The following is a 12,341-nucleotide window of genomic DNA, read 5'->3' as shown; positions in this document are numbered from 1 at the left end:
TCACAGTCCACTTCCAGATGCAATGCAACGGGAGAGCTGCAAACCCCCTGTTCAGGGGGTTGCAAGCTTTCGAGGCATGACGTGGGCCGCACGGCGCTGGTGGCGTCCCGGTCTCAAGGCGGTCCCGAACTCAGACGAATGGGTCTTCCGTTTCGAGATCTGTGATCTCCTTTTCGTCGAAGACCAGCAGACAACAAATCGCAGCTTACGTCAGTGTCCGATTTTCAGGGCTCAACTCACTCAAAAGTTGATGATTTCGAGGAGCTTGTCTTTGCGGAGGCCGCATGGAGCTTGGCTGGCGGGCGCGGCAATGCGCCAGTCTGCTTTCTCATCGGAATCCCCAGCTATGCTCACAGCACAAACGGCCAGGCGAGTGCGGCAGATGTGTAACACAGAATTGCTTCTCGTGCAACAAATCCGGGCGCCTAAGTTCTTGATTTTATGGGTAAAATTAAATGGCTGGGATGGTAGGATTCGAACCTACGATACACTGTACCAAAAACAGTTGCCTTACCACTTGGCTACATCCCAACAGTGACCGGCTAATTACGCCGCTCTGGCGTGCTGTTCAAGACCAATTTTGAGGAAAACGGGCTTCAAATTTTCACGCTATTCCTGACGCAGCGTTTCACGGTTCAGAAGATCGTCCTCGCTCAGTTCTTCGCGCTCGGCATTCACAATGCGTTCAAGGGCCGCTTCGTCGCTGGCCTGAACATCCTGGGGTCGCAGGTCGGGCTCTGCTTGCGGGGCAGGGGGCACAGGAAAAGCGGTCTCCTGATCCGTGCCATAGGACCCGACACCCAGCACACGCAGCGTGGTTTCCGGCATTACGATTCCCTCGGTGTCGAAGGCCGCCATGCACATGCGCCAGGCCTCGCTGCGCGCTTTGAGATAGCTCGTTTCGTGCTGCGCGATCCAGCCTGCGACCTTGATAATGACGGCACTGTCGCCCAGTTCCTCGATCCAGACCGAGGGTTCGGGGCTTTCAAGCGTAAAGGGCAGGGCCTTGACAGTGTCCAGCGCCAGCGCCTGAGCCGCCGCCAGATCGGTGTCATAGGCCACGCCCAGGTCAATCAGGAACCGCCGCTCATCATTGCGGGAATAGTTCACGATCCGGCTTTTGAAGACGGTCGCGTTGGGGATGCGGATGTGATTGCCGTCAAAGCTCAGCAGGATCGTGGCACGGCTGGTCAGGCGGATCACCTTGCCGATATCGCCTTCGATTTCGACCGTGTCATTGGGGGCAAAGGGCTGGCGGATCGACAGCATGATCGACGCGATAAAGTTTTCAACCGTGTCACGCACGGCAAAGCCGATGGCCAGCCCGACAATACCGGCCGCCCCGAGAATGGTCGAGAGCAGCGCGGTCGCCCCAAGAATATCGAGCGCAACGACCAGACCGCCGATCATAAAGGCCAGTCTCAGGATCTGGCGGTAGATATCGGCGATAAAGGCGTTGGGCGCCAACCGGTCCCAGGGTTGACGCATCCGCGCGATGACAAGGCCTGCAAAAACCACCAGCAGAAAGGCCGCCACAGCCACCGCAGCCAGCGGCAAGAAGGCCACGAATTGGGCCAGGCGGGCGCGAAACCTGTCCATCGCAGGGTTAAGGCGTTCAACCACATCCGTGGTCTCGGTCACGTCGTTCTCGATCGCGACCACCCCCTCGACACGGCCTGCCAGCTCATTCAGCCGTGCGGCAGATGCGGTGTCGAGTGTCGTGCCCCGAAAGGTGACGATGCCCGAGGTGACCGTGACCGTGACATCGCTGTAGCCTCCCAGCTCGGTCAGGATATCGCGGATGCGTACCGCGATGGCGGCATCCTGGACCGCGCTGTCTTCCACTGCGATGGTGCCGGTTGGCTGGCTTTCGTCTTGGGCATGGCCGGGCAGGGGCAGCAGCAGGCAAAACAGGCAGGCGACAAGCAAGCGCATCATGAAATGGATCCGTCTCGAAATGGGTCCACCCAGCTTAACCTGCCTTGCGCCTCAGGCAATGGGGATCGCGCTGTGATCAATCCCGCCCGGTCCGAACCAGAATGGCTCCGGCGCGATTGCCCGCCTCGACAGCTTCATGCGCGGCTGCGGTGTCGGCCAGCGCAAAGGTTTCGGCGACCGGGCAAGTCAGTGCTCCGGCAATGAGCGCCGCGTTCAAATGGTCGATGGCGGCTGCGCGCTGGCTTGGGGTCAGCAGATAGATCAGTGCCATTTCCAAGGTCACGGCCTTGAACATCAGTGGATAGAACGGCAACACGGGCGCCATCGACTGAGCCGAGCCATAGGCGCAGATCGTCCCGTTCTCGGCGATGACGGCGGTATCGGTTGCGGCGTTGAGGCCGAACTCGACCTCAACGATCCGGTCAATAGGTGCGCCGTCACTGGCCGCCAGGATGGCCTGCGCCAGATCGGGCCGGGTGAAATCGAAAACGGCATCGGCACCAAGGGCTGCGACCCGCTCCAGCCCCGCACCGCGTGCGGTGGCGATCACCTGCGCACCGCCCCATTTGGCCAGTTGCACGGCCAGAAGCCCCACCGTGCCTGCGGCCCCTTGGACCAGGACGGTTTTGCCTGCGACCGGCCCACCGTTAAAGACCGTGTGAACCGCAGTTAGGCCCGGAATGCCAAGGATCGCGCCGGTTTGCAGATCGATATCGCGTGGCAGGGCAACGGCCTGTTCGGCAGGCAGGGTGATTTCGGATGCCGCCGTGCCGAAGGCGCGTCGCCACTGACCGTTCCAGATCCAGACAGGTTCACCTAAGCGGGCAGGGTCCACGTCTGCGCCGACATCGGCAATCACGCCTGCGCCGTCGCTGTGCGGAATGATGGCGGGGAAAGGAAGTTCGGTCACTCCTGCGCGCGCGCCCGCCCGCGCTTTGACGTCCGACGGGTTGACCCCGGACCAGCGCAGCGCCACGCGCACCTCGCCCGGCTCAGGTGTTTGCCTGGCAACCTCTTCGAGGTGCAAGACATCCCGTGCGGCGCCGAATGCGCGATAGATCATGGCCTGCATCTGGATTTCCTTCCTGTTGTCATGCCGCCACGTTCCCTCTGGCCCAGTAGCGAGACCGGGGTAGCATGGCCAGGACAAGGAAAGGAAGTGAGATGCAGTATCTGCGCACCCCCGACAGCCGCTTTGAAGGCCTCAAGGATTATCCATTCGCGCCGCACTATGTCGCGCTAGCCGACGGCGACGGGGGCAGTCTGCGGATGCACTATCTCGATGAGGGACCATCGGACGCGCCTGCGGTCTTGTGCCTGCATGGGGAGCCGTCGTGGTCGTATCTCTATCGCCACATGATACCTGTCTTCACAAAAGCCGGGCACCGCGTGTTGGCGCCCGACCTGATCGGATTCGGAAAATCCGACAAACCGACCGAGCGGAGCGACTACACCTACCAGCGGCATGTGGATTGGATGACCGAGTGGCTGACCGGCCTCGACCTGCACCGGATAACTCTGGTTTGTCAGGACTGGGGCGGGTTGATCGGACTGCGCCTGGTGGCGGCCATGCCCGATCGGTTTGACCGGGTGGTGACGGCGAATACAGCGCTCCCAATAGGCGATCAGCCGATGGGGGAGGCGTTTGAGGCCTGGCGCGCTTTTTCCCAGGAGGTCGAGATCTTTCCCGCGGGTCGCATCATCTATGGCGGCACGACGTCCAAGATCGACGGGGAAGAGATTGCCGCGTATGATGCGCCCTACCCGGATGAGCGTTACAAAGCGGGCGCGCGGCAGTTTCCGATGCTTGTCCCCTCGACGCCCGACGACCCGGCATCCGCGCCCAATCGCGCGGCTTGGGAGGTGTTGCGCGGCTTCGACAAACCCTGGCTCACCGCCTTTGGCGCGGATGACAAAGTCATGGCGGGCATCGACCGGGTGTTCCAAAAGATGATCCCTGGGGCTGCAGGTCAGCCGCATACCATCCTGCCGGAGGCCGGGCATTTCCTTCAGGAGGATGTGGGGCCCGAGCTTGCGGCCTTGATCACTGCATTCATCTCGGCGACGCGCTGAACGGCGAGGGGGCGATATGCGAGGCTCTGCCTCGCGCTCCGGGGATATTTTGGGCCAGAAGAAGCCATTGGCGCCCCTGCTTCTTCTGGCCCTAAATATTCCCGGGGGAGCGCGTAGCGCGGGGGCAGAGCCCCCGAAAGGAACACCCGATGGTCTCAGTCGCGCAGCTCGTCCGGGGCCACACCCCAGAGCGCGGACTTGCGTGCCCAGCCGCGAAACCCGCCAGACGAGACGCGGCACCACTCCGGCTCGCATTTGCCCAGCCGTGCGACAACACCGTTCTCGAATGCGGCCACGACCGCCGCTGCGGTCTCGGGGCGCGCGTGGATTGTGAGCATATCCTGCTCGACCAGGACAGTTCTTGCGCCGGACAGGAGCGCATAGTGGACCCAGCCGCCCTGCCCGTCACGATCCTGGACCCGGCGCCAATGGCCATGTTCGGCGGTGATCTGCAGCGGCATGTCGCGGCGCTTGAACACCCAGTCAATGCGGTGGCTAAGCGACGGGCCACGACGGACATTGCCCTCTGACGCCTTCATCGACACATAACGTGGCAGGGGCAGGTTGGTGACCGGGCCGCGTGCCACCTCCTGGGCCACGGCACTGCCCGCGACAGCTACCACCAAAAGAGCCGCCAGGGCGCGTGTAAATCCCAAAAGTCGCGTGATCACTGTCTGCCTCGGTTCGTCTGCTCTGCTCTTTTTGCCGCGGGGGTTCTTGTGCCCCGTCACGGACTGGGCCACCATGCCATGCAATGGAACGGTTTGAAAAGCGCGGGGGGATAATCTGTGCCCAGAGAACGTCTGAGTGTTGTCGTGACGCGACGGTTACCCGATGCGGTAGAGACCCGGCTCAAGGAACTATTTGATGTAGCTCTGCGCGAAGACGACGCCCCTATGTCGCGCGATGAGTTGGCGGCCGCCCTTCAGACGGCTGATGTGCTGGTGCCCACGGTGACCGATGAGATTGACGCGGGACTGATTGCGCGGGCGGGCGACAGGCTCAAGCTGATCGCGAATTACGGTGCGGGAGTTGATCACATCGACGTGGCCACTGCCCGCCAGCGTGGCGTGCTGGTCTCCAACACGCCCGGTGTGCTGACCGACGATACCGCCGACATGACCATGGGTCTGATCCTGGCCGTCACCCGCAGGCTGCCGGAGGGGCTGAACCTGATGCAAAAGGGTGAATGGGATGGTTGGGCGCCCACTGCGCTTTTGGGTGGGCGGATTGCGGGTCGGCGGCTGGGTATTCTGGGCATGGGCCGGATCGGCCAGGCCGTTGCGCGCCGGGCTGCTGCCTTTGGCATGCAGATCCACTATCACAACCGCCGCCGCCTGCGCCCCGAAATCGAAGAGGCGTTTGAAGCCAGCTATTGGGACAGCCTCGATCAGATGGTGGCGCGGATGGATGTGATCAGTGTCAACTGCCCGTCGACGCCCTCGACCTTTCATTTGATGAATGCGCGGCGGCTCAAGCTGATGAAGCCGGATGCTGTGATCGTGAACACATCGCGCGGCGAGGTGATCGACGAAAACGCTCTGACCCGAATGCTGCGCGCGGGCGAGATCGCGGGCGCCGGTCTCGATGTTTACGAGCATGGCACCAACATCAATCCACGCCTGCGTGAATTGCCCAATGTGGTGCTCTTGCCGCATATGGGGTCGGCCACGATCGAGGGGCGGATCGAAATGGGCGAAAAAGTCATCATCAATATCAAGACGTTCGAGGATGGCCACCGCCCGCCCGATCAGGTGGTCCCATCCATGCTATAGCCCACCGATGGTCGGTGCACTGCGTGAGGAGCTGACATGAGATATGGATTGAGCGGTGCATTGATCGCCCTCTTGATGGGATGGGCGGGCCTGACCCAGGCTCAGCAGGTGACCGATGCCGTGGCGCCGGAGGCGCCGACAGCGCGTGCCGCAATGGCGCTGTCGGAGGATGTTATCGCAGCCTATGGGGCACGGGACGCAGGACAACCGGTTGAGGCACAGCGGTGGATGGTGTCGGCCGCCAACCCGCTGGCGGTCACCGCGGGGGCCGAGGTTTTGCGCCAGGGCGGCAGTGCCGCGGATGCGATGGTGGCCGTACAGGTGATGCTGGGGCTTGTGGAGCCGCAATCCTCGGGCCTGGGTGGGGGCGCGTTTCTGATCTGGTACGATGCGGCGTCGGGGGAGTTGACCACGCTTGATGCGCGTGAAACCGCGCCGCTTGCGGCCACACCGACGCTTTTTCAGGACGAAAACGGCGAACCTCTGGGCTTTTTTGACGCGGTTGTTGGGGGGCGGTCTGTTGGCGCGCCCGGCACGCCCGCGCTTTTGGCCGAGGTGCATCGACGCTGGGGGCGCACGCCCTGGCCCGATCTTTTCGAGGCCGGGATCGCGGTGGCGGAAGAGGGCTTTGCCGTCTCGCCCCGGCTTGCGGGTCTGGTGGCGCGCGATGCCGAGCGGCTGGGCCGGTTTGCTGAGACCGCCGCTTATTTCCTGCCCGGTGGGCAGCCGGTCGCCGAAGGCGCGATTCTGCGTAACCCGGCTTATGCTGCGACGCTGCGCGCATTGGCCAATGGCGGCGCGGATGCGTTTTACTCCGGCCCGATTGCCGCCGATATCGTGCGCACCGTGACCGGGGCCGAGGGCAATCCCGGCATGCTGTCGGCCATTGATCTGGCGCTTTATCAGGTGCGCGAGCGGCCAGCGGTTTGTGCGACGTATCGCGTGCATGAGGTTTGCGGGATGGGGCCGCCCTCATCGGGGGCGCTGACCGTTGGCCAGATCCTGGGCATGCTCGATGGGTACGATCTGGCCGCACTTGGCCCCCAAAGTGCCGAGGCCTGGAGGCTGATCGGCGACGCCTCGCGGCTCGCCTTTGCGGATCGGGGCCGGTACATGGCCGACAGCGATTTCGTGCCGATGCCGACCCAAGGGCTGGTGGCGCCCGAATACCTGGCGCAACGCGGCGCGCTTTTGGCGGGCGGGGATGCGCTGCCCGAGGTCAGCCCCGGCACTCCGGACTGGGATCATGCGCAGCTTTGGGCGGATGATGCCTCCATCGAGTTTCCGTCGACCTCGCATATCTCGATTGTGGACGGCGCGGGCAATGTGCTGTCGATGACGACGACCATCGAGAACGCCTTTGGGTCGCGGCTGTTGGTGCGGGGGTTCCTGCTGAACAACGAGCTGACGGATTTCTCCTTTCGCACGCATCGCGACGGCGTGCCGATCGCCAATCGGCTGGAGCCGGGCAAACGCCCGCGCTCGTCGATGGCGCCCACGATTGTGATGCGCGATGGTGCGCCGGTTCTGGCCATCGGTTCCCCGGGCGGTAGTCGGATCATCGGCTATGTGGCCAAGACCATCATCGCCTGGGCCGATTGGGGGCTGAATATTCAGGAGGCCGTGTCACTGCCCCATGCGGTCAACCGGTTCGGCACCTTCGATCTGGAGGAGGGCACCGGGGCGGAGACGCTGGCGCCCGCGCTGGAGGAGTTGGGATACGAGGTCGCGGTGCGGGCGCTGACATCGGGTCTGCATGCCATCGAGATCGGCGAGGGCCTGAAAGGCGCCGCTGATCCGCGCCGCGAAGGGATTGCGCTGGGCGAGTGATCGGCGCCTCAAGGTGCTTGCCGTGGATCGGGCGATAGGGCAGTCTTTGTGACCAATGCCTTTGGGAGGATTGAGAAGATGGTGCACACGACCGCGTTGCCGCGCAATGAAACCGGGATCGAGACGGTGCTGGGTATTCTCAAGCAAAGGTTCGGGGAGAAATTCCAGACCGGCCAGTCGATCCGCGAGCAGCATGGGCACACCACCACCTGGATCGTCAATCAGGCCCCTGACGGCGTGGTCTATCCGCAAGACACCGACGACGTCTCGCAGATCGTCAGGATCTGCGCCGCGCATAAGGTGCCGGTGATCCCGTTCGGCACAGGCACCTCGCTGGAGGGGCATGTCAACGCGCCCGCCGGCGGCATCTCGGTCGATCTGTCGGAGATGAACCGGATCCTGGCGGTGCATGCGGAGGATCTGGACGTGGTGGTCCAGCCCGGTGTCACGCGGGAGGATCTCAATACCCATCTGCGCGATCGGGGGCTCTTTTTTCCGATTGATCCGGGTGCGAATGCTTCGATTGGCGGGATGGCGGCGACGCGCGCCTCGGGCACCAATGCGGTGCGCTATGGCACGATGAAGGACAATGTGATCGGGCTTGAGGTGGTTACCGCCGACGGCACGGTGATGCGCACCGCCAACCGGGCCAAGAAATCCTCGGCCGGGTATGATCTGACACGGCTCATGGTGGGCTCCGAAGGTACGCTGGGCCTGATCACGGAGATCACCTTGCGCCTGCAAGGCATCCCGGAGGCGATCTCGGCGGCGCGCTGCTCCTTCCCATCCGTTGACGCGGCCTGTCAGGCGACGATGATGGCCATTCAATACGGGCTGCCGGTGGCGCGCATCGAATTGCTGGATGTCCTCTCGGTTCGCGCGATCAACACCTATTCCAAACTGGATCTGCCGGAAGAACCGCTTCTGTTGCTGGAGTTCCACGGCTCGGAAGCCAGTGTGGCCGAGCAGGCAGAGACGTTTCGCGCAATCGTCGAAGAGGTTGGCGGCAGCGGCTATCGGGCCGCGGCGACAACTGAGGAGCGCAACCGTCTGTGGCAGGCGCGGCACGATGCCTATTGGGCGATGCAGACGCTGCGGCCCGGCACCCAGGCCTTTGCCACGGATGTGTGTGTTCCGATCTCCCGTTTGGCGGAATGCGTCACGGCGAGCCAGGCCAAGCTGGCCGAGTTGGAGTTGATCGGCCCCATCGCGGGACATGTGGGGGATGGCAATTTCCATACCGCACTGCTGGTCGATATGGACGACGCGCAGGAGCGTGCCCGCGCGGATGCGTTTACCGGTTGGCTGGCGGATCTTGCGATCTCAATGGACGGGACCTGCACGGGCGAGCACGGGATCGGGCAAGGCAAGATGCCCTATCTGGAAAAGGAGCTGGGCCCCGCGACCGTGACGATGCGGGCGATCAAACGCGCGATGGATCCGCACAATATCCTCAACCCCGGTAAGATCGTCGCGGTCTGATCCAAAGGACACGCCTGCGGCGTGACACGATACCGGATTGGTGCGATGCGCGTGCGGTGCGCCATGGGGTTGGCGGCGGTGTTGCGTATTTTCAGCAAGAAGAAGGGGCAGGGTGCACCAGTTGCCCTGCGGGCGTCGCATTTGGGCGATGGCAGGTCGGCTGGCTTTGGCGGGCCTGGCGGTTTCGGCCTAAAACGGAAGCAATTCAGGTTCAGGGGAGTCGTCCGATGAAAACCCATGTCAAAGCTCTGGTTGTAGGTGGCGGCGCCGTTGGCACGTCGATTGCGTATCACCTGGCGCGGTTTGGCTGGGACGATGTCATGTTGCTGGAGCGCGATGAGTTGACCTCCGGCTCGACCTGGCATGCGGCGGGGTTGCTGCCCTATTTCAACATGTCTTATGCGACCACGCATATTCACGACTATTCGATCAAGTTCTACAAGACGCTGGAAGACGAGACCGGGCTGAACGCGGGCTTTTCGGTGGTGGGCAACCTGCGCATGGCGCAAAGCCAGGCGCGGATGGACGAGTATATGCTCTATGCCTCGACGGCCGAGACCTGTGGGGTGCCCTATGAGTGGCTGAGCCCTGCGCAGATCAAGGCGCGCTATCCGCTGGTGCGGACCGAGGATCTGGTGGGCGCGATCTTCCATCCCACCGATGGGTACATAAACCCCGCCGATGTGACGATGGCGATGGCCAAGGGCGCACGCCAGCGCGGTGTGACAATCGAGCGGAAATGGCAGGTGGACGGGTATCATTGGACCGGTGATCATTGGGATGTGACCTGCACGCGGATGGTGGAAAAGGGCGGCAGTCTGGTGGCTTCGGAGGAGCAAACCGTTATCCACGCCGAGCATGTGGTGACCGCCACCGGTAATCACGCGCAGCGCACGGCACGGCTGTTGGGGATCAAGATCCCTGCCATTCCGGTTGAGCATCAGTACATCGTGACCGAACCCGACCCGGCTCTGCTGGCCTGGCGCAAGGAGAACGGCGAACACCCTGTGCTGCGTGATGCGGATGCCAAATGGTATGTGCGTGAGGAGCGCGGCGGCTGGATCCTGGGGCCTTATGAGAAGAATGCCCCCGCGCGGTTCCTGTATGATGTACCAGAGAGTTTTCGCGCGGATCTGTTCCCGCTGGATCTGGAGCGGATCGAGGACGAGTATATGGCGATGATCCATCGCATTCCCTCCTCCGAAGAGGTGGGGCTGAAGGATGACTATAACGGGCCGATTTGTTACACGCCGGATGGCAACCCGCTGTTGGGGCCCGCGCCGGGGTTGCGCAACATGTGGCTGGCCGAAGGGTTTTCCTTTGGCATTACCGCCGCCGGCGGCACGGGCCACTATCTTGCACAGTTGATGGTCGAGGGAGAGGCCGAGATCGACATGGCGTCGCTTGATCCCAGGCGGTACGGGTCGTGGATGACGACGGAATATGCGGCGCGCAAGAATGAAGAGGCCTATGATCACGTCTATGTGCTGCACCATCCTGACGAGGAGCGACCCGCGTGCAGGCCGCTGCGGACGGCACCGGCCTATGACCGCCAAAAGGCGCTTGGTGCCCAGTTTGGTGCGGTGAACGGTTGGGAAAGGCCCAATTACTATGGGCCTTTGGATGCACAGGACAGTTTCGACCATGACGCGCGGTCATTCCGGCGTGGCGGTTGGTCGGACTATGCCAAGGCGGAGGCTGAGGCGGTGCGCAAGAGTGTCGGGTTGATCGATGCCACGGCCTTTACCAAACATGTCGTCAAGGGTCCGGGGGCGACGGCGTTTCTGGATTGGTTTACCTGCAACAGGTTGCCCAAGGTCGGACGGATCAACCTCACATATGCGCTGACCAACCAGGGGACCACACGCACGGAATACACGATCGTGCGGCTGGGACAGGACGAATACTATCTTGTCTCCGCCGGGGCATGGACGGCCTATGACGCGGATTACCTGCGCAAGGCAGCGGAAGATAAAGTGCCGGAGTTTGGCTATATCGAGATCCAGGATGTGAGCACGCAATGGGGTGTTTTTGCCATTGCCGGTCCGAAATCCCGCGATGTGCTGCGTGACATCGTCAGGGATGCCGATCCCGCGACTGTCTTGTCGAATCAGCGCTTCCCGTGGTTGAGCATGCGCGAGATCGAGTTGGGGATGTGCCCGGTCCGTGCCATTCGCGTGGCCTATACCGGTGAGCTGGGTTGGGAGTTGCATCACCCCATCGAGATGCAGAATTACCTCTGGGATCAATTGCTTACTGCAGGTGAGGCGCATGGCATGAAACTTGTCGGCGCCCGCGCGCAAAACTGGCTGCGGCAGGAGAAATCCTATCGTGCATTCGGCACCGAGCTGGGGCGGGACGCCACCCCTCTGGAGGCCGATCTGCCGCGCTTTGTGGATCTGTCGAAAGAGTTTCTCGGCAAGGCGGCGATGGAAAAAACTGGCGTTCGGGTGAAGTGCTGTACATTGCTTATTGATGGGCCGGAAGATGCTGATCCCTGGGGACGCGAGGCGCTTTATTACGGCGATCGCCGGGTGGGTCGCCTGACATCCGGCGGCTATTCGGTGGCGTTCGGAAAATCTATTGGGATGGGGTATGTCACACCGGATCTGGCGGTGCCGGGCAAGCTGCTGAAGGTCAAGATCCTCAATCAGCTCTGGGATGCCGAAGTGGTAGAGGACAGCCCCTATGACCCGAAAAACGAGGTCATCCGCAAGGACGGATGACGGTGTGTCGGCCACCATTGGGCCAGATGAGAAAAGACTCATCCGGCTGGCATGGTCCGCTTTGATGGGGCCCTGTGCGATGTGAACCGGTGCGCGACCGATGTTGGTCGACGCATCTGGCCGAGTGGCATTTGGGGCGCTGCCCCCGGCCTTCGGCCTCCCCCGGGAATACTTGTGGCCAGAAGAAGCCAAAGGCGCGCTTTTAAAGCGTCCGGCCGAAAACCTGAATCGTTGGGATTCCCATGAATGCTGATTTGTGATTCATCCTGTTTGGGAGGATGGATTATGTCAGCACCTTTGCCGGATGCGCTGCGAGCGCGGTTTCAGAAGTTGGTTGAAGAAGGGTTAAGCGGGCGTGCGGCGGCATTGCGGTTGAAGCTTTCACCCGCCACCGGAGCGCGTTGGGGTCTTGCGATCCGGCGCACGGGACAGGCCCGGGCTGCGCCGCAGGGCGGCCCCCGCGGCCAGGGCCGCCTTATCTCCACATCCCACGTCCCATGAGACCCCTCACACCCCC

Annotated in this window: 8 protein-coding genes and 1 tRNA gene; 5 read left to right on the top strand and 4 right to left on the bottom strand. The window is 62.6% G+C overall.

The genetic code is table 11. From position 1 onward, the window contains the following. Positions 1-456: 456 nt before the first annotated feature. The 3 genes from HEP69_RS04895 to HEP69_RS04885 form a co-directional block, all read right to left on the bottom strand. A tRNA-Gln gene (locus tag HEP69_RS04895) sits at positions 457-531 on the bottom strand. A gap of 78 nt (positions 532-609) precedes the next feature. Further along, positions 610-1,935, bottom strand: a complete 1,326-nt coding sequence (locus tag HEP69_RS04890; RefSeq protein WP_290557509.1) for a mechanosensitive ion channel family protein — start codon at positions 1,933-1,935, stop codon at positions 610-612. 79 nt (positions 1,936-2,014) lie between these two features. Next, a complete protein-coding gene (locus tag HEP69_RS04885) occupies positions 2,015-3,010 on the bottom strand; it encodes an NADPH:quinone reductase (protein ID WP_290557418.1) in 996 nt (331 codons plus the stop codon). A 92-nt stretch (positions 3,011-3,102) separates the two neighbouring features. Here HEP69_RS04885 and HEP69_RS04880 point away from each other — a divergent pair, with 92 nt between their 5' ends. Further along, complete coding sequence (locus HEP69_RS04880) at positions 3,103-4,011, top strand: haloalkane dehalogenase (RefSeq protein WP_290557416.1); 909 nt, start codon at positions 3,103-3,105, stop codon at positions 4,009-4,011. Between the two features lie 155 nt (positions 4,012-4,166). Here the strand turns inward: HEP69_RS04880 and HEP69_RS04875 are convergent, their stop codons facing one another. Further along, positions 4,167-4,649 (bottom strand): SH3 domain-containing protein, encoded by a 483-nt coding sequence (locus HEP69_RS04875; RefSeq protein ID WP_290557508.1) that lies wholly within the window; start codon positions 4,647-4,649, stop codon positions 4,167-4,169. A gap of 150 nt (positions 4,650-4,799) precedes the next feature. On the opposite strand from HEP69_RS04875, the gene HEP69_RS04870 reads away from it, so the two are divergent. From HEP69_RS04870 to HEP69_RS04855, 4 genes are all read left to right on the top strand, one after another. After that, positions 4,800-5,786, top strand: a complete 987-nt coding sequence (locus HEP69_RS04870) for a D-glycerate dehydrogenase (RefSeq protein ID WP_290557414.1) — start codon at positions 4,800-4,802, stop codon at positions 5,784-5,786. Positions 5,787-5,822: 36 nt separating this feature from the next. Further along, the gene (ggt, locus tag HEP69_RS04865) at positions 5,823-7,616 is read left to right on the top strand and encodes a gamma-glutamyltransferase (protein ID WP_290557413.1); all 1,794 of its coding nucleotides are present in this window, start codon (positions 5,823-5,825) and stop codon (positions 7,614-7,616) included. Between the two features lie 78 nt (positions 7,617-7,694). Further along, positions 7,695-9,098, top strand: coding sequence for an FAD-linked oxidase C-terminal domain-containing protein (locus HEP69_RS04860; RefSeq protein ID WP_290557412.1), 1,404 nt, complete (start codon positions 7,695-7,697; stop codon positions 9,096-9,098). A gap of 227 nt (positions 9,099-9,325) precedes the next feature. Further along, positions 9,326-11,824 (top strand): FAD-dependent oxidoreductase, encoded by a 2,499-nt coding sequence (locus HEP69_RS04855; protein ID WP_290557410.1) that lies wholly within the window; start codon positions 9,326-9,328, stop codon positions 11,822-11,824. Positions 11,825-12,341 lie beyond the last annotated feature (517 nt).

The organism is Aestuariivita sp. (assembly GCF_021404545.1).
Taxonomy (GTDB): Bacteria; Pseudomonadota; Alphaproteobacteria; order Rhodobacterales; family Rhodobacteraceae; genus Aestuariivita.
The sequence above is the reverse complement of the archived record's forward strand: the minus strand, read 5'-3'. Positions and strand labels throughout refer to the sequence as shown.